This window comes from Nocardia vinacea NBRC 16497 (assembly GCF_000308835.1).
GTDB lineage: Bacteria > Actinomycetota > Actinomycetes > Mycobacteriales > Mycobacteriaceae > Nocardia > Nocardia vinacea.
The window spans coordinates 20,801-47,103 of record NZ_BAGN01000202.1 but is presented as its reverse complement, the minus strand read 5'-3'; the positions used below and the strand labels follow the sequence as shown (position 1 = coordinate 47,103).

At 65.4% G+C, this 26,303-nt stretch carries 27 protein-coding genes and 1 tRNA gene; 16 read left to right on the top strand and 12 right to left on the bottom strand.

Translation table 11 applies throughout. The features are described 5' to 3' along the window. Both ON44_RS28250 and ON44_RS28245 read right to left on the bottom strand, forming a co-directional pair. Complete coding sequence (locus ON44_RS28250; protein WP_040695425.1) at positions 1 to 408, bottom strand: roadblock/LC7 domain-containing protein; 408 nt, start codon at positions 406 to 408, stop codon at positions 1 to 3. Then, the gene (locus ON44_RS28245) at positions 405 to 3,191 is read right to left on the bottom strand and encodes a sensor histidine kinase (protein WP_040695424.1); all 2,787 of its coding nucleotides are present in this window, start codon (positions 3,189 to 3,191) and stop codon (positions 405 to 407) included. The genes ON44_RS28250 and ON44_RS28245 overlap by 4 nt, the downstream gene beginning before the upstream one ends. A gap of 358 nt (positions 3,192 to 3,549) precedes the next feature. Here ON44_RS28245 and ON44_RS28240 point away from each other — a divergent pair, with 358 nt between their 5' ends. From ON44_RS28240 to ON44_RS28205, 9 genes are all read left to right on the top strand, one after another. After that, positions 3,550 to 4,236, top strand: coding sequence for a response regulator transcription factor (locus tag ON44_RS28240; RefSeq protein ID WP_040695423.1), 687 nt, complete (start codon positions 3,550 to 3,552; stop codon positions 4,234 to 4,236). 15 nt (positions 4,237 to 4,251) lie between these two features. Next, entirely contained in the window at positions 4,252 to 5,724 is a 1,473-nt protein-coding gene (locus tag ON44_RS28235; protein WP_051182540.1) for a HAMP domain-containing sensor histidine kinase, read from the top strand. Between the two features lie 127 nt (positions 5,725 to 5,851). Continuing rightward, entirely contained in the window at positions 5,852 to 7,324 is a 1,473-nt protein-coding gene (locus ON44_RS28230; RefSeq protein WP_157187337.1) for a S1C family serine protease, read from the top strand. Positions 7,325 to 7,404: 80 nt separating this feature from the next. Beyond that, positions 7,405 to 7,899, top strand: coding sequence for a MogA/MoaB family molybdenum cofactor biosynthesis protein (locus ON44_RS28225; protein ID WP_157187336.1), 495 nt, complete (start codon positions 7,405 to 7,407; stop codon positions 7,897 to 7,899). Next, on the top strand, positions 7,900 to 8,085 hold the full coding sequence (locus ON44_RS52830; RefSeq protein ID WP_083898204.1) for a hypothetical protein: 186 nt from the start codon (positions 7,900 to 7,902) through the stop codon (positions 8,083 to 8,085). A gap of 505 nt (positions 8,086 to 8,590) precedes the next feature. Then, entirely contained in the window at positions 8,591 to 9,265 is a 675-nt protein-coding gene (locus tag ON44_RS28220; protein ID WP_040695422.1) for an MspA family porin, read from the top strand. 62 nt (positions 9,266 to 9,327) lie between these two features. Further along, positions 9,328 to 9,996 (top strand): MspA family porin, encoded by a 669-nt coding sequence (locus tag ON44_RS28215; protein WP_040695420.1) that lies wholly within the window; start codon positions 9,328 to 9,330, stop codon positions 9,994 to 9,996. Between the two features lie 312 nt (positions 9,997 to 10,308). After that, on the top strand, positions 10,309 to 10,983 hold the full coding sequence (locus ON44_RS28210) for an MspA family porin (protein WP_040695419.1): 675 nt from the start codon (positions 10,309 to 10,311) through the stop codon (positions 10,981 to 10,983). A gap of 75 nt (positions 10,984 to 11,058) precedes the next feature. After that, complete coding sequence (locus ON44_RS28205; protein ID WP_040695417.1) at positions 11,059 to 11,730, top strand: MspA family porin; 672 nt, start codon at positions 11,059 to 11,061, stop codon at positions 11,728 to 11,730. Positions 11,731 to 11,863: 133 nt separating this feature from the next. Here the strand turns inward: ON44_RS28205 and mscL are convergent, their stop codons facing one another. The 4 genes from mscL to ON44_RS28185 form a co-directional block, all read right to left on the bottom strand. After that, the gene (mscL, locus tag ON44_RS28200; protein WP_040695416.1) at positions 11,864 to 12,271 is read right to left on the bottom strand and encodes a large conductance mechanosensitive channel protein MscL; all 408 of its coding nucleotides are present in this window, start codon (positions 12,269 to 12,271) and stop codon (positions 11,864 to 11,866) included. Positions 12,272 to 12,381: 110 nt separating this feature from the next. Next, on the bottom strand, positions 12,382 to 13,080 hold the full coding sequence (locus ON44_RS28195) for an SAF domain-containing protein (protein ID WP_051182538.1): 699 nt from the start codon (positions 13,078 to 13,080) through the stop codon (positions 12,382 to 12,384). A 110-nt stretch (positions 13,081 to 13,190) separates the two neighbouring features. Beyond that, positions 13,191 to 13,487: an FmdB family zinc ribbon protein gene (locus tag ON44_RS28190; RefSeq protein WP_040695414.1), complete on the bottom strand. Its 297-nt coding sequence runs from the start codon at positions 13,485 to 13,487 to the stop codon at positions 13,191 to 13,193. A gap of 69 nt (positions 13,488 to 13,556) precedes the next feature. Continuing rightward, on the bottom strand, positions 13,557 to 14,144 hold the full coding sequence (locus tag ON44_RS28185) for a 5-formyltetrahydrofolate cyclo-ligase (RefSeq protein WP_040695536.1): 588 nt from the start codon (positions 14,142 to 14,144) through the stop codon (positions 13,557 to 13,559). Positions 14,145 to 14,230: 86 nt separating this feature from the next. Between ON44_RS28185 and ON44_RS28180 the strand changes: the two genes are divergently transcribed. From ON44_RS28180 to ON44_RS28160, 5 genes are all read left to right on the top strand, one after another. Then, positions 14,231 to 15,187 carry a UTP--glucose-1-phosphate uridylyltransferase gene (locus tag ON44_RS28180; RefSeq protein WP_040695413.1) on the top strand — a complete coding sequence of 319 codons (957 nt, stop codon included), beginning with the start codon at positions 14,231 to 14,233 and terminating at the stop codon, positions 15,185 to 15,187. 127 nt (positions 15,188 to 15,314) lie between these two features. Continuing rightward, on the top strand, positions 15,315 to 16,574 hold the full coding sequence (gene glp / locus ON44_RS28175; protein WP_040695535.1) for a molybdotransferase-like divisome protein Glp: 1,260 nt from the start codon (positions 15,315 to 15,317) through the stop codon (positions 16,572 to 16,574). Between the two features lie 12 nt (positions 16,575 to 16,586). Further along, positions 16,587 to 17,237, top strand: coding sequence for a GNAT family N-acetyltransferase (locus tag ON44_RS28170; protein WP_085998632.1), 651 nt, complete (start codon positions 16,587 to 16,589; stop codon positions 17,235 to 17,237). A gap of 329 nt (positions 17,238 to 17,566) precedes the next feature. Continuing rightward, positions 17,567 to 18,640 (top strand): divisome protein SepX/GlpR, encoded by a 1,074-nt coding sequence (gene sepX, locus ON44_RS28165; RefSeq protein ID WP_051182537.1) that lies wholly within the window; start codon positions 17,567 to 17,569, stop codon positions 18,638 to 18,640. 85 nt (positions 18,641 to 18,725) lie between these two features. Then, positions 18,726 to 18,801, top strand: a tRNA-Ala gene (locus tag ON44_RS28160). 144 nt (positions 18,802 to 18,945) lie between these two features. Here the strand turns inward: ON44_RS28160 and ON44_RS28155 are convergent. The 4 genes from ON44_RS28155 to ON44_RS28140 all read right to left on the bottom strand — a co-directional run bounded on the left by ON44_RS28155 (position 18,946) and on the right by ON44_RS28140 (position 22,314). Beyond that, a complete protein-coding gene (locus ON44_RS28155) occupies positions 18,946 to 19,590 on the bottom strand; it encodes an HAD family hydrolase (protein ID WP_040695410.1) in 645 nt (214 codons plus the stop codon). A gap of 508 nt (positions 19,591 to 20,098) precedes the next feature. Next, positions 20,099 to 21,118 carry a DUF6492 family protein gene (locus tag ON44_RS28150; protein WP_157187335.1) on the bottom strand — a complete coding sequence of 340 codons (1,020 nt, stop codon included), beginning with the start codon at positions 21,116 to 21,118 and terminating at the stop codon, positions 20,099 to 20,101. An 81-nt stretch (positions 21,119 to 21,199) separates the two neighbouring features. Then, positions 21,200 to 21,496 carry a hypothetical protein gene (locus ON44_RS28145; RefSeq protein ID WP_157187334.1) on the bottom strand — a complete coding sequence of 99 codons (297 nt, stop codon included), beginning with the start codon at positions 21,494 to 21,496 and terminating at the stop codon, positions 21,200 to 21,202. A 113-nt stretch (positions 21,497 to 21,609) separates the two neighbouring features. Next, on the bottom strand, positions 21,610 to 22,314 hold the full coding sequence (locus ON44_RS28140; protein WP_040695406.1) for a class I SAM-dependent methyltransferase: 705 nt from the start codon (positions 22,312 to 22,314) through the stop codon (positions 21,610 to 21,612). 207 nt (positions 22,315 to 22,521) lie between these two features. On the opposite strand from ON44_RS28140, the gene ON44_RS28135 reads away from it, so the two are divergent. Beyond that, positions 22,522 to 24,024 carry an AMP-binding protein gene (locus tag ON44_RS28135; RefSeq protein WP_245567364.1) on the top strand — a complete coding sequence of 501 codons (1,503 nt, stop codon included), beginning with the start codon at positions 22,522 to 22,524 and terminating at the stop codon, positions 24,022 to 24,024. A gap of 113 nt (positions 24,025 to 24,137) precedes the next feature. On the opposite strand, the gene ON44_RS28130 is transcribed toward ON44_RS28135, so the two are convergent. Further along, positions 24,138 to 24,761, bottom strand: a complete 624-nt coding sequence (locus ON44_RS28130) for an antibiotic biosynthesis monooxygenase (RefSeq protein WP_040695404.1) — start codon at positions 24,759 to 24,761, stop codon at positions 24,138 to 24,140. Positions 24,762 to 25,008: 247 nt separating this feature from the next. On the opposite strand from ON44_RS28130, the gene ON44_RS28125 reads away from it, so the two are divergent. Beyond that, on the top strand, positions 25,009 to 25,326 hold the full coding sequence (locus ON44_RS28125; protein ID WP_040695402.1) for a hypothetical protein: 318 nt from the start codon (positions 25,009 to 25,011) through the stop codon (positions 25,324 to 25,326). Positions 25,327 to 25,488: 162 nt separating this feature from the next. Here ON44_RS28125 and ON44_RS28120 read toward each other — a convergent pair whose 3' ends face one another. Beyond that, on the bottom strand, positions 25,489 to 26,292 hold the full coding sequence (locus ON44_RS28120) for an SDR family oxidoreductase (RefSeq protein ID WP_040695400.1): 804 nt from the start codon (positions 26,290 to 26,292) through the stop codon (positions 25,489 to 25,491). Positions 26,293 to 26,303: the final 11 nt, after the last annotated feature.

The window sequence follows — 26,303 nt, the reverse complement described above, 5'->3', positions numbered from 1 at the left end:
TCAGACGGCTGTCCGGGCGGTGGCCGTGACCACCGTGCCCACACGGTCGACGAGCAGGGCCATTTCGTAGCCGATCCGACCGATGTCGTGCGACTTGTTGGCGAGCACGGCCAGGTGCGACCCGTTGCCGACGCTCATCACCAACAGGTAGCCGCGCTGCATCTCCACGATCGACTGCATCACCTTGCCGCCGTCGAACAGCGATGCCGCTCCGGTGGCGAGGCTGGCCAGACCCGCGGTGACCGCGGAAAGCTGTTCGGCGCGGTCCGCGGGTAGATTCGGGCTGGTCGCCTGCAGCAGACCGTCCGCCGTCACCAGCACCGCGTGCGACACTCCGGGCACATCCTTGGTGAAGCGGGCAACCAGCCAGTTGAGGTTCTCGTCCGTGGTGCTGTTCGGGTTGGTCATACAAGCCCTCCGTCGTTGTACTGCGCTTCGGCCCGCCCGCTGCGGACCCCACTGAGATGCCTGGTCAAGTTGTTCCGGATCTCCTCCGGATCGCGTACGCCTGGTTCCTCCACCGGTGCGAGGCCGCCGGGCACCAATTGCGCTCCGGGCCTGCGGATCGGCAGTCCGCCGACGGTGCGCGCCTCGGCGGTCGGATGGCTGGCCTGCTCGGCGGCCGTCCAGCCCGCGTCGGCGGGGGAGGTCCATGCCGAGGGCGATGGTTGCGCCGTCGCAGGTTCGACCAACCACTCCGAGACCATCCGCTGATAGATCGGGGTGGGCGATTCGCCCTGCACGGGCTGTAGTCGGGTCGAGGTATTGGTTGCGGCGTCGGCCGAGACCGGCTGTAGTCGGGTCGAGGTCGGCTCGGGTTCCGTTGCGGCGCCGGGCCTTCTGGTCGGCAGCGGCGGCCGCAGGACGGCGGTCGGATGCGGCTCGGCGGGCTCGCGGGAGACTATCGGGTTCGATCCGGTGTCCACCGGTTCGTCGGGCTGTTCGGCCCACAGATCGGTGACTGCGCCGAGGGGCACCTGCGGTTCCACGTCGATGACCGAATTCGGTCCGGTGGCAGGCTCATCCGTCGGGGTCGGCGGCCCGAACGGCGCGATGCGGGACCGGTCGTCCTCGCCGCGGCGGCTGCTCGGGTTCTCCGCGAATACGTCGACCGAGGTTTCGGTGTGATCATCGCCGGGTATCTCAGGAGCGTCGGCGACGCGCATGGTCGGACGACGTTGTGGCAGACCGGAACTGGTGACCGCGAACCGCGACGGTTCACGCTGTGGCAGGCTCGGCACCGGCACCAGCGTGCGCGGCGGCTGTTGTTGAGAGGTAGCGGGCAACGCGGCCATGGCCTGCGCTTCGATGGCCCGCTGGTTCGGATCGGTCGCATCGAGCGGCGGCGCGACCAGTGCGCCGGGCAGGTGCACGCTCGCGGTGATGCCGGGCTGCTGCGCCATGGTGGAGGTGCGGCGCAGGCTCACCGTGATGGTGTGCCGCTTGGCGAGGCGGCCGACGACGAAAAGGCCCATGCGGCGGGCGGTTTCGACGGTCACCTCACCACCGGAGGCCAGCCGGTCGTTGGTGAGCTGCAGATCCTCGAGTGACATGCCGAGGCCGCGGTCGGTGATCTCGATCAGGTAGCCGCCGTCGACCGCGCGCGCCACCATCACCGCGACCGGTGTGGTCGGCGGGGAGTAGCGCAGCGCGTTATCGATCAGTTCGGCCAGCAGATGTTCGATATCGACAGCGGGCTCACCGGCGACGATGCCGTCGGGAACCGCGCCGATTTCGACCCGCTGGTAGTCCTCCACCTGGGAGACAGCACTCCAGAGCATGTCCGATAGCGGCACCGGGTGTAGTTGACCGCGGCGTAGCGCGGTACCGGCGAGCACCAGCAGGTTGTCGCCGTTGCGGCGCATGCGGGTGGCGAGGTGGTCGAGGCGGAACAGGCTTTGCAGCCGCTCGGCATTGTCCTCGTCGTGTTCGAGATCCTCGATCAGCGACAACTGCTGTTCGACGAGGGATTGACTACGGCGGGAAAGGGTTTCGAACATATTCCCGATCTGCAGTCGCAGTCGGGCCTGATCGGCGGCGAGATTCAGCGCCTGCTCGTGGATTTCGTCGACGGCGCGGGCCAGCTGGCCGACCTCGTCGGTGGTGTGCACGCCGACCGGGGTGATCTCCGGGGTGGCGCCACCGCTGCGCACAACCGCGAGTTCGTCGGGCAGCTTGACGTGCGCGACCTCGAGCGCGTCGCGGCGGAGCCTGCGCACCGGCACGACCAGCGTGCGCGCGACGGCGAGGGCCAGCGCAAGACCGGCAAGCAGCATGCCGATGACGATCGTGGTCTCGCGCAGCGCACCGGTCTGCGCCTCGGTGGTCCGATGCGCCAGCGCCCTATCGATGGTGTCGGCGAGGGAATTGGTCGTCTTCTCGTAGGTGTCCGAGCTGACCTGTAGTGAATCCAGGACGGCCGGATTCGATGTCGGATCCCCACCGTTCTGACTGAATGCGCCGAGGCGGATGCCGACCGCGTCCAGCAGTGGCCGCATATTCGGCGCATTGTCCGGAAGGATGATGCCGTAGGTATTGACCATGGTCATCTCGGCACCGGCGGAGGTGAGCACCTTCGCGCGCACGCTCGGATTGCGGCCGGCTTCGGGGGAGCCGATCATCATGCGCTGCTGGGTGAGTACCCGCCGGGCGTTCTGGATCGCGCCGATCTGCAGGAAGTAGCGCTGGATGACGAGGTCCTCGACCGAGGGCGAGAGCGCATACGCGTTGCCGATGCGAACCGCGATCTCATCGGCCTGTTCACCGACCATCATCGGCGATCCGTTGCGCAGGCTATTGCGCATCGTGGTGCCGGTGGCGACGGCCGAGGCCAATTCGGAGGTGACCCGGGTGCTCACCTTGGTGGTGCGCATTCCGGCCTCGAGATCGGCGAGCGCCTGATCGAATTTCGTCAATGCCGCGTCCGTCGCCGGATCCGCGGTGTTACCCCAGGAGGCGGTCGCCGCGACCGCGAGTTGTTCGGTGGCCGTTCCGAACTTGACGATCGGGCGAATGATGATGACCTGTTCGGTCGCCGCATCCAACTGGGACATGGTGCGCAGTTCGTTGTTGATGCGGAGCACGGCGAAGACGGTGGCCAGCAGCACGGGCAGGACCAGCACGATGCCAACCTTGCGAGTGACCGACCAGTTGGACAGACTGAATTGCCAGGACCGCGGTGCAGCTTCCATCCGCTTCCGTTGCCTCCGCTTCACGAGCTTGCACGTGTGCCCCCGGATGGCGCGTGGCTGTTCGGTTTTGATTCAACCCGCTGAGAACCAACTAGAGGTCTTCTTTTTACCGCAGGGAACATACCGCGCAGAGTGACTAACGGCAATCTGGGGCAGTCACTCTGTAATTCACTCGAATATGGCTACTCAGAACGGGTTTCGTCGCCCAAAACGGTTGCCCGTTTCCGTCGAGATCTGTACGTGATCACAAACCTGCTGGTCGCTCGTCCAGCCCCTAGTGGGCGGCATCGATGCTGGCGCGGCGTGTCGGGCAGCGCCCTCTCAGTCGACTCTCAGTCGATGCGGTCAAACTGGGGGCATGCGCATTCTGGTGGTCGACGACGATCGTGCCGTCCGGGAATCGCTGCGCCGGTCACTGACCTTCAACGGCTACACCGTCGATCTCGCGGTCGACGGTGTGGACGCACTGGAGAAAGCAACCGTGCAGCGACCGGACGCACTCGTGCTCGATGTGATGATGCCCCGGATGGATGGGCTCGAAGTTTGCCGACGCTTGCGCAGCACCGGAGACGATCTGCCGATTCTGGTTTTGACGGCGCGGGATTCGGTTTCCGAACGGGTAGCCGGACTCGATGCCGGAGCCGATGACTATTTGCCGAAACCATTCGCGCTAGAGGAATTGCTGGCCCGATTGCGCGCGTTGTTGCGCCGCCGGGCCACCGATTCCGGCGAGGTTTCCGAGACCATGACGTTCGCTGATCTGTCGCTGGATCCGGTGACCCGCGAGGTGACGCGAGGCGACCGCTCGATCAGCCTGACCCGTACCGAGTTCTCGCTGCTGGAAATGCTGATGGCCAATCCGCGCCGGGTGCTGACCCGCAGCCGCATTCTCGAGGAGGTCTGGGGCTACGACTTCCCGACCTCCGGAAATGCGCTCGAGGTCTATATCGGCTACCTGCGCCGCAAGACCGAGGCAGAGGGCGAGACCCGGCTCATCCACACCGTGCGCGGTGTCGGCTACGTGCTGCGCGAAACACCCCCGTAGGCGAGTCGACACGCCATGGCCAGAACCAATCCCAAGCGACAAGTGGTCGCCGCGCTCGGCGCATATCCCTCGGAACCGCCGGATATGCGCCCGCCCATGCCCCTGACCAGGTCGGTCTCCCTGCGCTGGCGGGTCACCCTGCTCGCCGCCTCGGTGGTCGCCATCGCCGTGGCCGTCACCTCTATCGCCGCCTATGCCATGGTGGCCCGCGCACTGAACGCCGATGTGGACGCACAGCTCGAGGCGCGCGCGAACACCATGATCAACAATAATTTCGACAGTTTGGGTTTCCAGTCGATCGTGCTGGCCGGCCTGTACTCCAATGATGTCGGAGTGGCGTTGATATACGCGAAAGACAAGGCGTATATGCCGCCACAGCAAACGATTCCGCCGGTCGGTACCCAGGAACTCGCGGTCGCGAACGGTGAGCTGCCCTCGTCACTGCGCACCGTGAGTAATCAGCGGGTGCTCGCCATGCCGACGCATTCCGGCGCGACGCTGGTCATCTCGCAACGGCTGCAACCGACCCGCGAGGTACTGGACAGGCTCGCTTGGTTGCTGTTCGTCGTGGGCGGTTGTGGTGTGGTGCTGGCAGCGGCAGCGGGTACCGCGGTCGGTCGCACCGGGCTGCGCCCGATCGGAAGGCTCACCGCGGCGACCGAACGGGTCGCCCGCACCGATGATCTGACGCCGATTCCGGTAACGGGTGACGATGAACTCGCAAGGCTCACAGAGAGCTTCAACACAATGTTGCGCGCACTCGCCGAATCGCGCGGTAGGCAACGTCGATTGGTCGCCGACGCCGGACATGAATTGCGCACGCCGCTGACTTCGCTGCGCACCAATATGGAATTGCTGATCGCCTCCAGCCGCCCTGGCGCACCGCAGATTCCGGAACAGGACATGGCCGAGCTGCGCGCGGATGTGATGGCTCAGATCGAGGAATTGTCGACCCTGGTCGGCGATCTCGTGGATCTGGCCCGGGAGGACGCACCCGAAACCGTTTACGAGCGAGTGGATCTCGGCGAGGTGGCCGAGCGCGCGCTCGAGCGGGCCCGCCGCCGCCGCGGTTCCATCGAGTTCGCCGCGCAGCTGCAGCCCTGGTTCGTATACGGCCATGAGGCGGGCCTGGAGCGGGCGATTCTGAATGTCCTCGACAATGCCGCGAAGTGGAGTCCGGCGGGCGTGCAAGTGAAGGTCACCATGCGGGAAACCGGTCGCGGCTTGCTCGAGCTCGATGTCGACGACGCCGGACCGGGTATCCCCGCCCCCGAGCGCGAGCTGGTGTTCGACCGTTTCTATCGGACCACGGCGTCGCGGTCCATGCCGGGCTCGGGGCTCGGCCTGGCGATCGTCAAACAGGTGGTGACCAAGCACGGCGGCACGATCACCATCGAGACCTCCGAGCGCGGCGGCGCCTTGATCCGGATCGTGCTACCGGGTGCCGCGAGCATGCTCGACGGCGTGGTCGACTCCGTAACCGATTGACGCCGTTCGAGACTAAGGTGGTGGCGGGCCGTACCCGGTCCGTCCGCAATACTCGGAAAACTGAAAGCAGCGTCTCAGTCCGCTCTCAGTCGTCGTCGCCAAGCTGGTCGAAGACGTAAGGAGAAAAATGACCGAGGATTCCAAGGAAGGCTTGACGCCGCAGCCGGATAACGCCGACGCCGCGCCCGGTCCGCATCCGACCCAGGAGATCCCGGTCGCACCACCGGGCCAGACCTACGCGCAATCCGGATACGGGCCTCAGGCACCGACACCGCGTCCAACGATCTGGCAGCAACGGCAGCAACGCATGCCGCCCAACCCGACTCAGCAATTCCCCGGTCCCGAAGCGGGTCCGGAATATTCTCGGCAATTCCCGGGTCCCGAGGCGGGCCAGGAATATGCCCAGGCGTCCTATGCCCCGCCCACCCCACCCGGCGGGCCGTATCCCGGCGCCGTATTCGCCGCCGAGCCGCAGCCCGAACCCGCACGCCGCCCGGTCCGCACCGGTCTCGTCGTCGGCGCGGTCGCGCTCGCACTCGTCAGCGGTGGTGTCGGTGGCGCGGTCGGCTCGCTGGTCACCCGCTCCGATAACGGCCACGCCACGGTGACCAATGCCCTGGAAGCGCCCAAGCCCAATGTCAGCAATGTCGCCAACGCACCGGCCGGCTCCACCCAGGCGGTGGCGCAGAAGGTGCTGCCGAGCGTGGTGATGATCAAGGTCGCCAGCAATCGCGCACAGGGCGAGGGCTCCGGTGTGGTGTTGTCCTCCGACGGTCTGATCCTCACCAATAACCATGTCGCCTCCGGAGGTGGCGCCAACGCCAAAATGGAGGTCGCCTTTGCCGACGGCACCACCGCACCGGCCACGCTGGTCGGCGCCGATCCGGTCTCCGATCTGGCCGTGATCAAGGTGCAGGGCAAGGACGGACTGACCCCGATCGAACTGGGCAGCTCGTCGGATCTCGCGGTCGGCCAGCCGGTCATCGCCATCGGCTCGCCGCTCGGGCTGGCGGGCACGGTGACCACGGGCATCGTCTCGGCACTCAACCGTCCGGTCTCCACCAACGGTGAGGGCACCCCGAGCCAGGTGCAACCGGTCATCGACGCGATCCAGACCGACGCCGCGATCAACCCGGGCAACTCCGGCGGCGCCCTGGTCGATGCCAACGGCAAGCTCATCGGCATCAATACCGCCATCGCCAGCCTCGGCGGCAGCGAGGCGACCGGTCAGCAGAGTGGTTCCATCGGCCTCGGCTTCGCCATCCCGGTCGATCAGGCCCGCCGGGTCGCCGGCGAACTCATCAAGACCGGTCACGCCACCTACGCCCAGATCGGCATCAAGCTGCGCCCGCAGGACGCCGCCGCACGGGTGCTCGAGGCGACCGCGGACGGCCCGGCCGCCAAGGCGGGCATTCCGGCCGGTTCCATCATCACGAAGGTGGACAGCCGCACCATCGACTCGGGCGACGCGCTCATCGCCGCCGTCCGTTCCCATCAGCCAGGAGACAAGGTGAAGGTCACCTACACCGATGAACAAGGCAACAACCCCAAGACAGTCGAGGTGACGCTCTCCGGTGCGGCCGCGGACGGTGGCCGATGATGCGGGTCCTGCCGGGCGGATTGTCGGCACGACCGGGAGCCGACGCCCACCTCGTCGATCTGGACGCTACGGTTACCAACATGGAAATCGATGCTCCTGTCGCGGGGCGTGCTCTGGTGGTGGTCGTCGACGATCGAACGGCGCATGGAGGTGTGGATTCGCTCGGGCCGCTGGTCACCGAGCTGCTCACCGAGGCGGGTTTCCTGGTGGACGCTTCGGTATCGGTGCAGGCCGATGAGGTGGAGATCCGCAATGCGCTCAACACCGCGGTGATCGGCGGTGTCGACCTGGTCATCTCCGTCGGCGGCACCGGTATGTCCCCGCGCGATGTCACGCCGGAGGCCACCTCGCAGGTGCTCGACCGGGAACTGCCGGGGATCAGCGAGGCGCTGCGTTCCTCCGGTCGCGTAGCCGGTTCGCTCGACGCCGGTCTCTCGCGCGGTCTGGCCGGAATCTCCGGCAGCACATTGGTGGTAAACCTGCCGGGCAGCCGGGCCGCGGTCCGCGACGGCATGGCAACCCTCGGTCCGCTCGCCAGCCGAGTGATCGGCGAGCTGTCCGGATTGGCGGAATAAATTACCGCCGCCGACTCTTCCGACGACCCTCGTCCGGCGACACGCCGGGCGAGGGACGCGGCGCGTCTGGCAAAAATTTTCGGTGAGGTCCTCCCGGAGACAACCGGTGACGAGCGCGGCGACGAGACCGAATCGTTATCCGACGACTGGCTCAGGTCGCAGGTGCCACCCCATCACGGCTCGTGACTCATCTACGGTCCAGCCACGTACCATCGTTCGCGATTGCGCCTTCATCCATTGCGAATTCCTCACGCTGAAGTTTGCTAGAGCTTCAAGTACGGTGCTGTCCCGTAGTTACCATCGGCATCGTTGCGACTGCGGCCACCTTTTGAGGGTGTTCGGGTGGCGCTTATTTCCTGTTTATGCACGTCAAGCAATATGAGCATTTGAGACCCTGTGATCTAGATCACATTGATCTTAACGAAAACTTACGTTGCCAGACCGTTACTGGTCGGTTTAATCTCGCCACGAGCCACCCACGCTGCTGGACCTCGCGGGCCCGGGTGCGGCACGTACGTTTGTCGACTCGGCGGAACCCGGCTCGGTTCCGATGCCAGCACTGACCGTTGCGCCGAAATAACAGCCGGTTACATATCGGCAACAATCGGGGCACAAACTGAGCTGGGCCTGAGAGGACCAACGTCCAGCCTCGATGGTCGAGGTTGACTGTTAGAACCTGATGAGGGGAAGTATGAGCGAGAACCGCACCAACGGTCTGCGCCGCGGTGCCCGGATCGCGGGCGTCGGCGCTGCCGCGGCCGTGGCCATGGGCCTGCTTTCGACCGGTGCTGCCAATGCCGATACCTTCGTGCCGTTGCCGGACGGCCAGAAGAACGGACCCGATGTGACGCTCACCCGTACTGGTGAGCACGCCCTGATTTCGCCTTCGTTGGCGGCCAACGGTGCCGGCCGTGTGGTCTGGGTTTCGGGCAACGCCGTTGCCGATGTGAATGTGACGCCGGAAGGTACGGTCGGCCCGAACAACGGTGCCTCCGGCGCCCCTGGTACCAACAACTCCTCCACCCACGGCGCATCGCAGCTGAGCACCGGCTACATCGTCGGCTGCCAGGTCAGCATCGCCAGCGACGCCATCTCGGCCGGTGTTTCCGGCGGCATCAACCTCTCGGGCGGTTCGCTCGGCGGTTCGATCGGCCTCAACCTCGGCCCCGGCGAGGTCAAGTTCGTGCAGATCGACTACAAGGACATTCTGAAGCCGGGTCGCTACTCGGTCGAGTACCAGGATGCCGAGATCGAGATCCAGGGCTGCGCGGGCTACGCCCAGGCGCGTGCCTACACCGTCGTCGAGATCATCGGTGACCACTACTCGAAGACCACCCTCTACGGGCAGCCGTTCAGCATCGGCTGACGTCGGTCAATCCACGAATATTCTTCTCGCTCAAGCGATTCAACCCTCGAGGGATTAATAGCATGATCAACCGTAAGAACGTGGCACGGGTGGCCGGTGTCGGCGCCGCTGCCACTGTCGCTCTTGGCCTGTTCTCCACCGGCGCCGCGAACGCCGATACCTTCGTGCCGCTGCCGGGTGGCTCGATTACCAAGACGCTGTCCGACGGCACTGTCGTCACCATCAGCCTGACCGGCGAATCCGCCAACATCAACCCGTCCATGGGCTCGACCCCGCTGCACCGCAACGCGTGGGTGTCCGGTAGCGCCCAGGTCTCCGTGTCCGGTGACGGCGGCGGCTCGATCTTCCCGGGCTACACCGTCGGCTGCCAGGTGAACATCTCCGGTGGCGGTGCCACCGGTGGTGTCGACGGCAGCGCGGACTGGAGCGGTGACACCGTCACCGGTAGTGTCGGCGCGACCAGCGGTGCCAACCTCACCCTGGGCCCCGGCCAGTCGCAGTCGTTCTACGTGCTCGACCTCGAGCAGGCCGACGACTTCGGCAACGAGGCGCACAAGAAGCGCAACAAGTTCAAGAACGGCAGTGGCTCGGTCACCTGGGCCGATGAGACCATCGGTCTGACCGGCTGTGGTGGCTACGCGCAGGCGCGTGCCTTCATCAGCGTCGAGGTGGAGACCGACAACGTCATCACCTGGACCACGCTGTGGGGCCAGCCGTTCAGCCTCGGCTGATCGACAGGGGCATCATCGAACCCTGAAAACGTAAGCGGGCTCGTCGCATTCGCGACGGGCCCGTTTTCGTTGTGAAACCCGCTGGTACCCAGCCAAATTCGCAGATCGTAGCGGATCGAGCGGTAACATGTGCGAAATCTCACAGGAATTCGGCGGAAACCACTAATATTGTGCGCACCCAAGATCGTCCACAGACGAGATTGTCGGCAAACTGCTTGCTGGCCAATGTCTTTCCAGCGAGCGGTGTCCGCATGAAAGGGTTTTCGGCCTCGGTACCCCGAGGACGACCGCTAGAATCCGATGAGGGGAAGTATGAGCAAGAACCGCACCAGCGGTCTGCGTCGAGGTGTCCGCATCGCGGGTGCCGTTGTCGCCGCCGCTGCTGGGATGGGCCTGCTTTCGACCGGCGCTGCCAACGCCGATGTTTTTGTGCCGTTGCCGGACGGCCAGAAGCTGGGCCCGGGTGTGACCGTCAGCCGGACGGGTGAACACGCCTTGATTTCACCATCTTTGGCCGCCAATGGCGCGGGCCGAGTCGTGTGGGTCTCGGGTAACGCCATTGCCGATGTGTCCATCACTCCCGAGGGCACCATCGGCCCGAATAACGGCGCCTCCGGGGCGCCGGGTACCAATAACTCCTCGACGCACGGCGCATCGCAGCTGAGCACCGGCTATATCGTCGGCTGCCAGGTCAGCATCGCCGATAACGCGATCTCGGCCGGGGTTTCCGGCGGCATCAACCTCTCGGGCGGTTCGCTCGGTGGGTCGATCGGCCTCAATCTCGGCCCGGGCGATGTCAAGTTCGTTCAAATCGATTACAAGGACATTCTGAAGCCGGGTCGCTACTCGGTCGAGTATCAGGATGCGGAGATCGAGATCCAGGGCTGCGCGGGCTACGCCCAGGCGCGTGCCTACACCGTTGTCGAGATCATCGGCGACAACTACTCCAAGGTCACCCTGTACGGAGCGCCGTTCAGCATCGGCTGACCGCGGTGGGATCTGTCGAATCTCTACTCGCCGAATCGAATTCATCGAACTCAATCGCTAGGGGTAGTACCAATCATGATCGATCGTAAGTTTGTGGCGCGCGTCGCCGGGCTCGGCGGTGCCGCCGCGCTGGCACTCGGCCTGTTGTCCACCGGTGCGGCGAATGCCGACACCTTCATTCCGCTGCCGGGCGGTCAAATCGTCAAAACGCTTTCCGACGGAACGGTTCTCACCATTCGGCTGGTCGGCGAATCGGCCAATATCAATCCGTCCATGGGCGCAACACCCGTGCACCGCAATGCGTGGGTGTCCGGTAGCGCGCAGGTCGATGTGACCGATGGCTGGAACGGCGCGATCTTCCCGGGTTATGTCGTTGCCTGCCAAGTGAATATCGACGGCGGCGGTGCCGACGGCGGCGTCACCGGTAGTCTGGACTGGAGCGACAGTCAGAACGTCAAGCCGAGTGTTGGCGCCACCAGCGGCGCCAATCTAAGTCTCGGCCCCGGCCAGGCGCAGTCGTTCTATGTGCTCGATCTCGAGCAGGCCGACGACTTCGGCAATGAGGCGCACAAGAAGCGCAATAAGTTCAAGGGCGGCAGCGGCTCGGTCACCTGGGCCGACGAGACCATCGGTCTCAGCGGCTGTGGTGGCTACGCGCAGGCGCGTGCCTTCGTCAGCGTCGAGGTGGAGACCGACAACGTCATCACCTGGACGACGTTGTGGGGGCAGCCGTTCAGTCTCGGCTGAGTCTTTCGCTCGAATATGTGAACGGGCCCGTCGCGTGTGCGACGGGCCCGTTTGCCTTGTGGCGCAGTGAATTACCGTATGCGATTGTGGCGCCGCCGAATTCCTGTTTCTTTTGTCGGGCAGGGAATTCGATTCAAAATTCGTGACGTCCGCCCGCGCTGCGCTGGCTGTCGGAGAGCAGGTCGCGGATCTGGATCAGCACCTCGGAATCGCTGAGTTTGGTGTCCGGGGTGGTGCCGAACCGCTTCTTCGCGTGCAGTGCGGGCAGCACCAGCACGAAGTACAGCACCGCCGCGATGACCACGAAGTTGATGGCCGCGGTGATGAGCGGACCCACCTGTACGAAGGTTGCCGGTCTATCGGCAATCAACTGGAAACCGAGGCCGAGGTCATCCCGTTCGCCGAAGACGGCGAGAATCGGGTTGATGATGCCATTGGTGAACGCGGTGACGACCGCGACGAACGCGGTACCGATCACCACGGCTACTGCCAGGTCAACAACGTTTCCGCGGAGTAGGAAATCCTTGAAACCCTTGAGCATTGCCGATATCTCCTCTTCGGGTGGGAGCTGACTCGTTGTGCTCGGCGGTTCGGGCTGCCGTATCGACCGATGCTAGTTGACCTTGATGGCAAATTCTCGGCGAATTCTGGTCAATGAAAAACTACGGTAAGCGCGGTGCGCAGCGAGGCGGCGGCAACCGCGGTGGCGTGTTCGGCGTCCATCGCGACCAGTACCACGCGCTCGGGCGCGCCGCGCCGGTCACCGGGGCCGGATACCAGTACGACCGCGGCGTCGATTGCGAGCAGCCGGGCCGGCCGGGTACCGGGACCGCTCTGTTCCTCGGCCCCGATGACATCCACCCGGTCACCCGCCCGCAGAATCTCCGCGACCGCGGAATCGGCCAGCCGGATGGGCACGATGCGGGCATCGCCCGCGCCGGTGGCGACCGCCGCAAGTCGCGGTCCGACGATGCGCAGATCGGTGAATACCTCGCCGGTGCGCATCCCGCCGGTCAGTGTCGCGCCGACCAGGACGGCGATATCGGCGACCGCGCCCGCGGGCAGTGTGCCGGATTCCAGAGGTGTCGAACGTAGATCGGTCGCATCGAGCAGATGGCCCGGCGGTAGATCGCGTCCGGCGACCACGACCTCGGTGCGTGCGCTGCCGGGATCGCCGCGCAGGAAAAGGACGATCGCGAGTGCGGTGAGTGCCGCCGCCAGCAGCCGGCGGGCGAGTAGCGCGTTCACCCAGGGCGGTCTATTCCAGATCGCCGAGCGCAGCGAGTCGCCGCGACCGAGATCGGCGAAGGATCGGGTCTTGCCGGACGGAATGATGCCCAGGGGAGCCATGCTCGGAGCGTATGGTCACCGGCACTGCGACTCGCCCGAGAAAGGCGTGCCCTGTGGATAACGACAGCCCTGGGGATAACTCCCACAGGGCTGCTTCTACCAGGGGAAACTCAGCTGGCGACGGCCGTGCTGGTTGTGCTGGAGCTGCTGGCAGAACCGGAATCCGAACCCGACGCGGAGCTGCCGGCACCGCTGTCCGACTTCGCGGGCTCGCTGGCGGTCGAGGAGCCACCGCGGCTGTCGGTGCGGTAGAAACCGCTGCCCTTGAACACGATGCCGACCGAGTTGAAGAGTTTGCGCAGCTTGCCCGAGCACTCCGAGCAGACGCTCAGCGCCTCATCGGTGAAGGACTGAACGATGTCGAAGCGGTTGTCACACTGGGTGCACGCATATGAATAAGTTGGCACTGGATCCTCCGCATGGTTCGTCAATCTGGCACTCTACAGCCGACAGTGCCAACACCGCTAATCGGCATTTCATTCCGCATCCTCAGCGCCACCCAATCGATGCAGTCCGCCGTGCGGTGTGAGGGCCCAGCCCATGCGCAGATCGTGCGGTTCCTCGGGGAGCCGGTCGAGCAGTTCGTCATCGCGGACCACCGCGATCAGCCGCGCCGTCGGCCGGGCCGCGGGCAGCGTCCGGTCGTAGTACCCGGCGCCGCGGCCGAGCCGAACACCGCGGCGATCCACTGCCAGCGCGGGGACCAGGATCAGCTCCGCCAATGCGATCGCATCGGCGAGCACCTCGCCAACGGGTTCCAGCAGTCCGAATCTGGCGCGCCGCAGGTCATCGACGCCGGTGAACTCGGCCCATTGCAACGGTCCCGGCGGTCCGGTGACCGGCAGCAGCACCCGGGCGCCTGCCGCTCGCAGAGCCGTCAGCATCGCCGTCGATCCGGGTTCACCGCGCACCGGCACATACGCGCACACCCATTCGGGGACGTCCAGTTCGGCGACACTGTGGGCTAGCTCACGCGCCTCGTCTTCCTGGTCGGCGCTGGTCATCGCGGCCCGTCGAGCACCTATTTCCGCCCGCCAGGCATGTTTGTCGCGCTTGCCGGGCATCTCCACGGTGATCACCTTAAGCTCACCGGGACCCGAGTCGGCGTGATGGCCGCTTCGGGCCGGTGACGGATGGATAGGGTAGGCGTATGACAGCAAAGGCCGGACAATCCGCGAATGGCGCGGTCGTGTCGTGTTTCCGCACGGCCGTCGTGCCCGCGGCCGGACTCGGGACGCGGTTCCTGCCCGCGACCAAGACCGTGCCCAAAGAGTTGCTGCCGGTGGTGGACACTCCTGGCATCGAACTGGTCGCGACGGAAGCCGCCGATTCCGGTGCGGAGCGGCTGGTCATCGTGACCTCGCCGGGTAAAGACGGTGTGGTCGCACACTTCGTAGAGGACTTGGTGCTGGAAGGCACGCTCGCCGAGCGCGGCAAGTTCCACCTGTTGGAGAAGGTGCGCAAGGCGCCCGCGCTGCTGGATGTCACCTCGGTGGTCCAGGACGAGCCGCTCGGCCTCGGCCACGCCGTCGCTCAGGCCGAGAGCGCCCTCGATGACGACGAGGACGCCATCGCCGTACTGCTGCCCGACGACCTGGTGCTGCCGTGTGGCGTGCTCGATGTGATGAGCCGGGTCCGGCGCAAGCGCGGCGGAACTGTGTTGTGCGCCATCGACGTTCCCAAGGAACAGGTCAGCGCCTACGGTGTCTTCGACGTCGCGCCGGTGCCCGATGCGGTGAACCCGAATGTGCTGCGGGTCAACGGGATGGTGGAGAAGCCCGCGCTCGCGGACGCGCCGTCGACCTATGCGGCCGCGGGCCGATACCTGTTGGACCGCGCCATCTTCGACGCGCTGCGCCGGATCGAACCGGGCACCGGCGGCGAGCTACAACTCACCGACGCGATCGCACTGCTCATCGAGGAGGGCCATCCGGTCCATGTGGTGGTCCACCGTGGGTCGCGCCACGATTTGGGCAACCCGGGCGGTTATCTTCGTGCTGCGGTCGATTTCGCTTTGGAACGAGACGAATACGGCCCCGCCCTGCGGGAGTGGCTGCAGCATCGGCTCAGTGCGGACTGGGACCCACAGCTGACGACCTACGACTGATAGGCGCGGGCGTCGGGTTTCGCCGATAGTGGACCGTCGGGTACGAATGATGGTTCATCTTCGTCGCGCGGGTTCGGTTGCGCGGTCGCGGAATCGGGTCGGTGCGACAGGGATCAGGAAGGGCTGGATGCGCTCGGTTGAGGATCAGCAGATCAAGGTGACGGCCGCGGCGGTCGCGCCCCGGCCGGTCCGGGTCGCGATCTCCGAGGCGCAAGGCCTGCTGTGTGCCGAGGATGTGGTCACCGAGCGGCCGCTGCCCGGCTTCGATCAGGCCGCGATCGACGGTTACGCGGTGCGCAGCGTCGATGTGTCCGCCGCGGGCACCGATATCCGCAATGAGAACGGCGAACTCGTCGATTTGACGCTGCCGGTGGTCGGCGAGGTGGTCGCCGGTTCCAAGCAGCCGATCCGATTACAGCCGCGCCAGACCGTGCGGGTCGATACCGGTGCGCCGCTGCCGACGCTGGCCGATGCCGTGCTGCCCTTGGATTTCACCGATGGCGGCCGGGCCAGGATCAAGGTGTACGAGCCGGTGCGATCCGGTGACTATGTCAGGCGCATCGGTGACGATGTGCAGCCCGGCGACGTCGCGGTGCGTGCGGGCACCATCATCGGTGCGCCGCAGGTCGGTCTGCTCGCCGCGGTCGGTCAGGACAAGGTGCTGGTGCATCCGCGCCCGCGGCTGTCGGTGATCTCGGTGGGCGGCGAGTTGATCGATATCGATCGCACGCCGGGACCGGGACAGGTCTACGACGTGAATTCCTATGCGCTGGCCGCCGCCGCGCGCGACGCGGGCGCGGATGTGAACCGGGTCGGCATCGTGAGTTCGGATCCGCGGCGGCTGCGCGATGTGGTGGAGGGGCAGCTGGTTCGCTCCGAGGTCGTGGTGATCGCGGGCGCCATCGGCGGGTGGGCCTCCGAGCAGGTGCGCGAGGCACTCGAAGGTCTCGGTGAACTCGAAATCGCCAGGGTCGCCATGCATCCTGGCTCCGTACAGGGTTTCGGTCGACTCGGGCGCGATGAGGTGCCGACTTTTCTCCTACCGTCGAATCCCGTTGGCGCTCTGGTGGTTTTCGAGGTCATGGTGCGACCGTTGATCCGAATCGCGTTGGGGCGCAGACATCCCATGCGCCGGATCATCCGTGCCAGAACGATCACCCCTATCACCTCGATGGCCGGACGCAAGGGTTACCTGCGCGCGCAACTCATGCGTGATGAGGCCACCGGCGACTACCTGGTGCAGCCGCTGGGCGGCGGCGCGGGTAGTTCGTCGCATCTGCTCGCCACGCTGGCCGAGGCGAACAGTCTGATCGTGATCGACCCGGACGACACCGAGATCAGGACCGGTGACGAGGTCCGGGTCGCATTTCTCGCACAGCGTGGCTGAGACGTGGAGACGATGAATGTGTTCCGGGTCACGCAGCATCCAGGTTGGCCCGCGCATCTGGGACCGGTGCGCGTCGCGGCCGGGGAGGTGACATTGCGTCCGGTGCGGTTGCGCGATGCGACGGCATGGAGCCGAATCCGGTTGCGCGACAGGGCACATCTGGAGCCGTGGGAGCCGACCGGGCGCGGTGCGTGGGAGGCGCGCAACCACGTGTCGAACTGGCCGTCGCTGTGGTCGAGTCTGAAGGCCGAGGCCAGGCGCGGTGCGATGATTCCGCTCGTGATCGAGGTCGACGGCTCGTTCAGCGGGCAGCTGACCATCGGCAATATCGTGCGTGGCGCACTGCGTTCGGCGTGGATCGGCTATTGGGTGGCGAAGGATTTGGGCGGACAGGGCGTGGCTACGGCCGCGTTGGCGCTCGGGCTGGACCATTGCTTCGGGCCGGTCGGGTTGCATCGGGTCGAGGCGACCGTGCGGCCGGAAAACCTGGCCAGTCAGGCGGTTCTGCGCAATGTGGGGTTCCGCGAGGAGGGGCTGCTGAAGCGGTACCTCGACGTGGACGGGGCCTGGCGCGATCACCTGCTGGTCGGCATCACCGTCGAGGAGGTGGCGGGGACCGTCATCGATCGACTGGTGCGCGACGGTCGGGCCACGCTGCCCTGAAAAATATCTGTACGGCCGTGCTGTTTCCGACGCGCCCGGTCGGGTTCGGCGCGCGGCGAAAATGGTGGAACTGTGACGGGTGTGGCGTATGTGCACGGCGCGCCTGACCGAACTTGGTGCGCCACGGAATTAACCTACGGACGTCGGAGGTGCGTCCCGCGCCACCGGCAATCAGCCTGTGAGGCAGTGCCGAATACGCCTCACGGCGGCCGGACGTTCCGTCCGTCCGAGGCGTTTTGCGGCGAGCGAACGCACCGCGACGGGGCGCGGTGCGACCCGGTCGAAAGGCCGAGCGGACGATGCGGCGGGGACGGAGGTGCAGAGGCGAGATGCCGAATTCGATCCTATGGATCGGCCTGGTCGTGCTCTGGGTCTTTGTGCTGTTCCCGATCCTCGCCGACCGGCACCCCAGGATCAGGCAGACGACCGACGCGGCGTTGGCGACCCGCGTATTGCACCGCGGAGGTTCCAAGCGGCGCACCAAGAGTGGCCCGGCAGCCGGACACGACAGCGATCCGGATTACCGACCGACCCGAGTGCAGAGAAAGCTTTCCCACAGCGATGATGCGGAGGACCGGATGACCCCACCGGCCGACGAGCAGGTCACCGAGGACGACAATCCCGCGGACAACCCGCCCGAAGCCGAGTCGGCGGTATCCGATGCCGAAATCGACGACACGGATGACGAATTCGACGGTGCGGATAGTGAATTCGACAACGAAGCCGAAGAACCTGACGACGCCGATTCCGATGATGCCGAAATCGCAACGGCCCGAACGGCTGCGAAGCAACGGGCGACCGCCGATGATGACCGGGTGGCTTTAGAGCACACCGAATCGACCGGTGCCCGAATCCCGCCGGCCCGGACGGCGGCGCCCGCCCGATTCGACGAATCCGACTCCGACGACTCGGATTTCGTGCCGACCCGGCGCGGTCGCGGCGGCTTCGACCCGGAGGCCGACGCCATCGCGCGCGCGGCCCGCTACACCTTCCGTCAGCGCGCGGTGCTCGGCCTGGTCCTGGCCGCCCTCGCGTTCGGTGGACTCTCGGTGGCGCTGAGTCCCATGTTCTGGTGGGGCTGCGGCGGCTCCGCGCTCGTCCTGGTGACCTACCTGGCGTACCTACGCAAGCAGGTCCGCATGGAGGAGGAAATCCGCCGCCGTCGCCTCGCCCGCCTGGCCCGCAGTCGCGGCGAGCACATCGAGGCCGAACGCGAGGCCGAGCAGCGCGCCCAACAGCGCGTCATGGACCGTGATACCGCCCGCGCCCTGCGCCGCCGCTCTGCCCTCATCGAGGTGGACGACGAAGACCCGATGTTCGACCACCTGGAAACCTTCGACCCCGCCACCGCCCGCGCCCTCCGCCGCGGCACCGGCGACATGCGCCGCGCCGCAGGCGCCTGACCCATCCGCCCAGGTCACCGACACGATTCGGAGTCTGCCCACCCCGCCTGATACAGTGTCACAGCGCGGTTCCCCGGAGCCGCACGGGGCTATAGCGCAGTTGGTAGCGCGTCTCGTTCGCATCGAGAAGGTCAGGGGTTCGATTCCCCTTAGCTCCACCAATAGGAGGCGAGTGCTCGTGTAGAGCACTCGCCTCTTTGGTTTTGCGTGTTTTGGGTGGGTGCGACCCTCACGCCCACCCAGAGGGCCTCCTCCCCGCCGCGCTCGGCAGCGGTCCCGGAAATCCTGTGACGACTCGCGGGGACCTACGCGGCGATGGTAGCGAGGCGGAGGTGATCCTCGATATCGGCGGGTGAGCCGGTGTAGTGAAGAGCGCGTAGACCCAGGCTAGCGGCGGCTTGGCAGTTGTCGGCACGGTCGTCGACGAACAGGACGCGGCCGGGATCGTGAACTCCGGTCGCGGCGAGTGCTTTTCGGTAGGTATCGGGGTGGGGTTTGTTCATGCCGAGCCGAGCCGAGTAGAGGGCGTCGGTCATCAGCGTGCGCCAGTCGGAGGCGTCGAGGGCATCGCTGACCGGATGGGGTGCGTTGGAGAGCAGCACCATCGGGAGATCTGCCCGCCGGGCACGGTGGAGGAGTGCGACGACGCGGTCGTCGGTCCGGGTCCACAGTGCGGTGTCGACGGCGCGCAACCGAGTGAGCAGTTCCGGGTCCGGGCGATGGCCGAGCACGGCGGTCCAGAAATCCGTGTCATCGAATTCGCCGGAATCGTAGGGTTCGCGCGCGCTCCAGAAGGCGGTTTGGAAAAGCCCGAGCTGGTCTGCGTGCCATCCGGCGAGTTCGGCGAGCCTGTTCCACATAGGAAAGGTGGGCTGCAGGCCGATGACGCCGTTGTAGTCGAAGATGACCGCGTCGAGTTCCGCGGGCTGGTGAGGTAGTGCGGTTGCCACCGGTTCTCCAAGGCTTGATGGGACAGGACATGCACCCCTGCGAGCAGGCGTGCAGCATGCGGGGTGGGCGGTGTCGTCGCGGTGCGATGAGTGAAAGTTCCATCGGTGCCGCCACCGATTTCGCCGTCGAGAATGGCCGCGAAATCGGCTGCGTGGGTATGACGATTCCCACCTGCTTCCATGACGAAAGAGGCGCACAAACTTGGATCGAAGGAAGGTTCTGCGAGTCGAAGGCTGGAGGTGATGCGCGACGCTGCGCGAATAAGCCGAAACCTACCAAGGGGTACGGCGAGGTACCACTCGGAACGCGGCTTGGTGATCCGCTCCACAAAGTGCCGTCCGAAGGTCTCACCGGCGTCGTAGCCGAGATCACCGACAGCCGTACATCGATTCGCTCGGCGCGGGAGAAGCGCTGCTGCTCATGGATTTACGCTGCTGCCCGGTTGGTCAGGCCTTGGGCCGCTATCCTGGCGCCAGGCGAGGCGGCCGTCACTCGGCGAACGACACTTCACCCACTACCCGGGGTTCGACGCAGACGCTCGGCGCGACCCAGGGGTGGCGTTGCGGGGGTGATGTGGAGGGCACCTTGGTCGAGGTCGAGCATCAGTGCCCCGGGTGTTGTTTGCAGTTGGCTGCGTAACTGGTCGGGTATGTAGTCCATCGTGGCGATTCGGTTGCGGTAGCTGAGGAAACTGTGGCATCCGATCGCCCTGACTCCCGCCCGGCGGAGGCTGGTGACAGCGTCGGTCAATGTCCACAAAGCGTTTTCGGCGGGCTGGATGATGTCGATGGCGTCGAGGTGTCGTGACCGGATCTGTTCCGGGAAGAACTTCGCTGCGAAGTGGCGGTAGAGCACATACTCCGAAGCACCGGTCCATTTGGCGTGTTCGATCGTCGCCAGGAATGCCTCCCAGAACGGTCGCCGGTGCTGGTCTTCGACTCGCCGCATCAGGTCCGCAAGGATTTGTCTGTCGAACACCATGTGATGCTGCATCCCGCTGTAGGGGTCGACCGGCCGCCACTCGGCGAGCAGTCGGGTCGCTGCGGTGATCGCGGAGTGGCGGTCGGGGATCGCGTGCTGGCGGGTGTCGAGGCGCCATTGCAGCGGATAGCCGAGTGCCAGATAAGATCTGCCATCGTTTTCGACGAACACGACATCGTCGACGAGCGCGTAGTCCGCGTCGAGCACCAGGACGTGCTGGACCGTGCTCGCCAGGATGCGGAAGCAGTTCAGTTTGATCAGCTGCTGGAAATACCAGGACGAATTGTGGTGATCGCCGCCCGCTGTGCGCAGGGCCGCCTCGATGGAGGCCGGTGTCGGTGAGACCGCTTCCTCATCGATCCACTGCACCATATGTTCGGTCCGTACCTGTGCATGCAGGCGCGCGGACCCAACGATATTCACCGATTGGATCGGATTGCGGCAGTGTGCCCTCAGCCCGGTGATACAGGCGTCGAGGCCGGGCAGATCCTTGGCTGCTACCGGGATCATGACCTCGATCGGCGGTAGGCGCGCAGTTTCGGTCACGTTCACGCTCCCCGTAGGCTGATCGTCGCCGGTAACCATAGCCAGGCCGACCGGTTCACCCGGACCGAGGCCGGCATCGCGCTACCGCGACCGCTCATACAACCGATCGAATTGGTTGCCCAGCACCGTGTAAGTCTCCAACCACCCACTGCTGGCCGCGATCTCACACAGCGGGCCGGTCGCGAGGAAGAGAAATCTCAGATCGGGCAATCGGCTCATATCACCTCGCCGAATCAGCTCGGAATGGTCGGTGAGATCGCCCATGAGCTCCGCCGCATCCGCATACCGAGATTGCCAGCTCATATCCTGCGGCCCGGCCTGCACGATCGCCATCACCTGATCGAGGATGTCGAGTATCTCCGCCGCCTCCGACTTCACCCCGCCAGCTTGGCACGCCCGAATCTGCTCGACGAGCGCGGCCGCTGGCGCGACGAAATGTTCGTACCGTTCGAGTAAGGTGCCCGCAGCCCGTGGACTGGCTTCGTGCCGGATCAGCCCAGCCGGGCGCACAGCAGCCAGGCGGGAACCGACTTGCGGCCACCGGGTTCGTCGCGGATGCCCTCGAACCGGAACATCGGACCGTCGGCAGTCGGCCCGAAGTCGCCGACAGGCAGGTTGCCATGTATTCGCGCCGGCCTGATCTCATCGACCACCCAGTACTTCTCCACTGCCTCGCGAAGCTCGTCAGCGGTGACCGGCGCCGGTCCCGGTACTGGTGCTTCGGGCAGGGCGGCCCGGTCGAATACCAGCGCGAAATACGATGCACCCGGCGCCGCGGCGCGCACGATCGACTGCTGGTAGCCCGCCCGCGACTCGACCGGGATCGAATGGAACAGCGTGCTGTCGACGATGGTGTCGAAGCGGCCGTCGTAGCCGGTGAAGGAGGTGGCATCGGCGACCTCGAAGGAGGCGTTGGCCAGGCCGCGCCTGGTTGCCTCGGCGCGGGCCAGCTCGATCGCGGTCGGCGACAGATCCAGTCCCACGGTGGTGTAACCCCGCTCGGCCAGATACAGCGAGATCGCCGCCTCCCCGCATCCGATATCGAGGACATCACCATGGAATTTGCCCTGCTCGATCAGCGCGGCGAGTTCCGGCTGGGGTTCCCCGATACTCCACGGCGGTTTGACGCCCGGCCCGAACGGGCCACCCGTGCCTCGGTAGACGGCTTCGAACTCGAAATCATCCGGCCCAGTCATAGCATATGAGTATCAGTGGCTTTGGTGTCTGTCAACGTCCTCACCGTTCGCGACCCTCGTTTCTGAGCAAGGTCGTCCATCACCCGCGCCGTCGAGTTCATCGGCATCACCAGCGCATGAGCCACCGCTCATCACCTTCGTACCTGACAGAATGCGCTCATGAACGATGCGTCCTCGGCCGCTCCGACGATCGCCTGCGGTGGGCGGGTGCGCGCTCAGTCGGAGGCGCATCGCCGCGCTGGGTGTCTTGCTTCGGCGTTTATTGCCGCGGGGATTGCTCGTGGTGATCGTGTCGCGGTGATGTTGCGCAACGACATCGAGTTTCTCGAGTCCTCCCTTGCGATCGCCGCCTGTGGAGCCAATCCCGTTCCAATCAATACCGGCTGGCGGGCCGCCGAGGTTGCGCATGTCCTCGAAGACAGCAGCGCTTGCGTCGTTCTCGCGCATACAGAGTTCATCGACACCATCGAAAAGGCGTGCGAGACAGCCGGGGTGGGGCCGATGATTGTCGAGGTCGCTATGCCGACCGAACTGCTCGAGGAGGCAGGGTTCGACGCGGCGTTGGCGCAGCCCACCGGTCGGCACCGCACTGTTGAGCAGTGGATCCGGGATCATCCCGAACCGCTCGGCTATCTCGAAGGTGCGATCGCGGATTCTATGGGGCTCATATATACCTCGGGTACTACAGGGACGCCGAAAGGTGTTCTTCGGGAACGTATGACGCCGCATCAGCTGCTGTCCATCGCGGGTGGGACCGCGAGACGGATGGGATTGGCGCCTGGTGGGCAGATGTTGGTGGCTGGGCCGCTGTATCACACCAGTCCCAATGCGGTTGCGGTGTTGGGGCTGCGGATGGGGACCAATATTACGATTATGCCGCGTTGGGATGCGGAGCGATTTCTGCAGCTGGTCGCGGAACGGCGGATCACTCAGGCCAAGGTGGTGCCGACGATGCTGTCGCGGCTGTTGTCGGTGCCTGCCGAAATGGCTTGTCGCTATGACGTTTCCAGTCTTACGCACCTGATCCACTCTGCGGCGCCGTGCCCGCCCGCTGTCAAACGCGCGGCAATCGAGTGGTTCGGCGATGCTGTGATCGAGTTCTATGGCTGTACCGAGGCGGGCACCATTACCTGGATCAGCGCCGCGGAATGGCTCGAACATCCGGGGAGCGTCGGCCGTGGCGCAGACGGTTCCGATGTTGTTGTCGCTACCGAAGATGGAAAACCATTGCCACCGAACGAGATCGGGAATGTATTCGTTCGTGGTGCCGACTACTGGCCCGATTTCCGGTACCTCAACCGCGATGCCGGGGCGGCCGGTCCGGTTCCTGGCTTCCTCGACGTCGGTGATACCGGGTACCTCGACGACGATGGCTATCTCTACCTCACAGGGCGTTCCAGCGAGATCATTATCTCGGGAGGCGTCAATATCTATCCTGCCGAAATCGAGGCCGCTATCGCTGCAATAGCGGGGGTAGAGGACGTCGCCGTATTCGGCGTCCCGCATGCGGGCGATTTGGGGGAAGCGGTCGCGGCTCATGTGGTTGCGCGATCCGGGACAACGCTCACCGAGAGCGCGATTCGTGCGGGGCTTGCCGACCGGATTGCCCGATATAAGATTCCCACCCACTTGCGTGTGGTCACGACTCTGCCGCGGGACGAATCCGGCAAAGTGTACAAACGCGACCTTCGGGCGCTTTACGGAGCTTGATTCCCGGGTGACGGTGTAGCTTTTCGCACCGGTGGGCTGCTCAGCAGCCTCGCCGCGGACTGACGCCGACGGCTCCCGGCCGGTCAACCGGTCGGGAGCCACAGCCGTGCGATCTACACCAATTCGGGGACGCGGAGATGGGCGATGGCCAACTCGAATTCGCACATGTCGACCACCTCCATTCCGGCCTGACGGGTGATTCGCTCGCGCAGAGCGTTTGCGTCTTCGCGATTGCGTTCCATCGCCTCGGCGGTGTCGAAGGTGACGCAGGAGACGCCACGGCCGGATTCGCGCTCGACCAGGAGGCTCGCGCTGCAGAAACCCTCGAGGGATTCCATGCCGGGCAGGGCTTGGGATTTGTAGGTCTCGATTCCCGCGTCCTGTCGATCCGGGTTGGTCCTCATCCAGACTGCGCGGGCGCAGGCACCCTGCTGGACGCGGTGGTCACGATGTAGGACGGCGATTTCCCATTGCTCGATTTGGGTGCCGCCGCCGCCGAATGCCGCGGCCGCGCGATCTCGAATGGGGCGAACCCGGTCGGCGCTGCGGTTCATCGCCTCCTCGGTTTCCCATGAGGTAGTGACGATGCACCGGCCGGACTGGCGATCGACCAGCAACGATAGTCCGACACAGCCGGGTATGTCTTCCAAAGCCGGCATTGTCTCGTCACGTACATGCGCAATCCCGGCATCGATAGCGGAGGGTTGCGCCTGAATAGTGGTAGAACGTGCGTACACGAGCGACTCCCTCGGTGTTCAGGGCAGCGCCCCGGTGGCGCCACCGACATCTTCACACTGCTCCGCTGCGGCGCTCATGGCAATAGGCCCAGCATACTTCGCGCAACATATGTTCGTGGCCGGATACCGCCGCTGCGGCTCGAGGAGTTTGCGGTAGCTGAATGCGGGGTACTTCCGGCGCTGAACGAATTCCAGGCAATCGGCGGCCGTGGCAGTTCAGTGAATCTGTCCGGCAAGAGGAATTATTATGTGGGACACGCAGTTCGACCGCATCGCCACGCATCGACAGCCCGAGAGCGGCGAATGGGACAGTGACGCAGTCGCTTTCGCTGAAATCGCGGATAACCTGGTTCGAAGTCTGCTCGATACCGGACTGCAGCTCAACAAGATCGGTATCGAATTCGACAGGGAGCCGGCCGCATCCGCGCAGGCGGATCGGACCCGAGATGCGATCAGCGACATCATCGACGACCTCGACCGCATCATCCGCGATGCCGGTCGGGCGGTTATCGCGGTGACTTCGACGCTGCCGAGGACAGAGTCGGGTATATCGCGGTACAGATGAACAAGGCGGCGACACTCCGCCGGTATTTGCCTCGCGGCTGCACTGCGTCGCGAACCTTGTCGGCATCGGCGGAGATCGCCCGGCAGTTGTTCGAGCCGAACGGGCGTATCTGCCGTGGACCTATCAGCTGCCCCGATGATCACCGATCCGAACCGCAAGCGATCACCGGGACAACCCGTAGGCCCTGGCGATGACCTTCTCGATGACCGTGCGCGGCAACAGGCGACGCAGCGCGAACATGGCGGGTGCATTGCTACCGACCGCATACAACGGCCGCGGCCGCCGGTCTTCGACGGCGGCGACGATGGTGGCGGCAACCCGTTGTGGCGTAATGCCTTTGGCCTGCTGCTGATCGAGAGCGGTCATGAAGCGGGTGAAATCCGCGGTGTGCGGGGAGTTCTCGTCGATGTACTTGGTGCGCCGCTCACGCAGCCCGGTATCGATCTGGCCCGGTTCGACGGCGGTGATCCACACGCCGAACGGCGACTCCTCGAATCGAGCCGCGGTGGCGAATCCCCGCACGGCCGCCTTGGTTGCGACATAAGAGGACCGGTACGGCATCGGAAAGCTGGCGAGCATGGAGCCGACCATGACCACCCGCCCATATCCACGGCTCCGCATTCCGGGAAGCACGGCCTGGGTGAGCGCGACCGGCCCGAGCACATTGAGCTGGAACAGCCGTTCGACTGCCGCGGTCGGTAGTTCGGCCAGCGGTCCGGCCTGGCTTTCGCCGGCATTGTTGATCAACACATCGACACCATCCAGCCCGTCGACGAATTCGCGAATCGACTCGGCATCGGTCAGATCGAGCGCGCGATAGTCGACCTCCGCCACTCGGTCGGCGGCCGGGATCGACTCCGGATTCCGGCTCGTCCCGATCACTTGGAAGCCGCGCGCCACCAGGGCCGCGGCCGTTGCCTTTCCGATGCCGGACGACGCACCGGTCACGACTGCCAGTCGGCTCATGACCGCACCTT

Excerpts from the sequence above, each read along its gene's own strand:
- ON44_RS28140 (WP_040695406.1), bottom strand. The coding sequence starts at position 22,314 with ATGACTGGGCCGGATGATTTCGAGTTCGAAGCCGTCTACCGAGGCACG.
- ON44_RS28205 (WP_040695417.1), top strand. The coding sequence starts at position 11,059 with ATGATCGATCGTAAGTTTGTGGCGCGCGTCGCCGGGCTCGGCGGTGCC.
- sepX (WP_051182537.1), top strand. The coding sequence starts at position 17,567 with ATGCCGAATTCGATCCTATGGATCGGCCTGGTCGTGCTCTGGGTCTTT.
- ON44_RS28220 (WP_040695422.1), top strand. The coding sequence starts at position 8,591 with ATGAGCGAGAACCGCACCAACGGTCTGCGCCGCGGTGCCCGGATCGCG.
- ON44_RS28210 (WP_040695419.1), top strand. The coding sequence starts at position 10,309 with ATGAGCAAGAACCGCACCAGCGGTCTGCGTCGAGGTGTCCGCATCGCG.
- ON44_RS28215 (WP_040695420.1), top strand. The coding sequence starts at position 9,328 with ATGATCAACCGTAAGAACGTGGCACGGGTGGCCGGTGTCGGCGCCGCT.
- ON44_RS28250 (WP_040695425.1), bottom strand. The coding sequence starts at position 408 with ATGACCAACCCGAACAGCACCACGGACGAGAACCTCAACTGGCTGGTT.
- ON44_RS28245 (WP_040695424.1), bottom strand. The coding sequence starts at position 3,191 with ATGGAAGCTGCACCGCGGTCCTGGCAATTCAGTCTGTCCAACTGGTCG.
- ON44_RS28230 (WP_157187337.1), top strand. The coding sequence starts at position 5,852 with ATGACCGAGGATTCCAAGGAAGGCTTGACGCCGCAGCCGGATAACGCC.
- ON44_RS28235 (WP_051182540.1), top strand. The coding sequence starts at position 4,252 with ATGGCCAGAACCAATCCCAAGCGACAAGTGGTCGCCGCGCTCGGCGCA.
- ON44_RS28125 (WP_040695402.1), top strand. The coding sequence starts at position 25,009 with ATGTGGGACACGCAGTTCGACCGCATCGCCACGCATCGACAGCCCGAG.
- ON44_RS28225 (WP_157187336.1), top strand. The coding sequence starts at position 7,405 with ATGGAAATCGATGCTCCTGTCGCGGGGCGTGCTCTGGTGGTGGTCGTC.
- glp (WP_040695535.1), top strand. The coding sequence starts at position 15,315 with ATGCGCTCGGTTGAGGATCAGCAGATCAAGGTGACGGCCGCGGCGGTC.
- ON44_RS28170 (WP_085998632.1), top strand. The coding sequence starts at position 16,587 with ATGAATGTGTTCCGGGTCACGCAGCATCCAGGTTGGCCCGCGCATCTG.
- ON44_RS28240 (WP_040695423.1), top strand. The coding sequence starts at position 3,550 with ATGCGCATTCTGGTGGTCGACGACGATCGTGCCGTCCGGGAATCGCTG.
- ON44_RS28185 (WP_040695536.1), bottom strand. The coding sequence starts at position 14,144 with ATGCCCGGCAAGCGCGACAAACATGCCTGGCGGGCGGAAATAGGTGCT.
- ON44_RS28120 (WP_040695400.1), bottom strand. The coding sequence starts at position 26,292 with ATGAGCCGACTGGCAGTCGTGACCGGTGCGTCGTCCGGCATCGGAAAG.
- ON44_RS28195 (WP_051182538.1), bottom strand. The coding sequence starts at position 13,080 with ATGGCTCCCCTGGGCATCATTCCGTCCGGCAAGACCCGATCCTTCGCC.
- mscL (WP_040695416.1), bottom strand. The coding sequence starts at position 12,271 with ATGCTCAAGGGTTTCAAGGATTTCCTACTCCGCGGAAACGTTGTTGAC.
- ON44_RS28180 (WP_040695413.1), top strand. The coding sequence starts at position 14,231 with ATGACAGCAAAGGCCGGACAATCCGCGAATGGCGCGGTCGTGTCGTGT.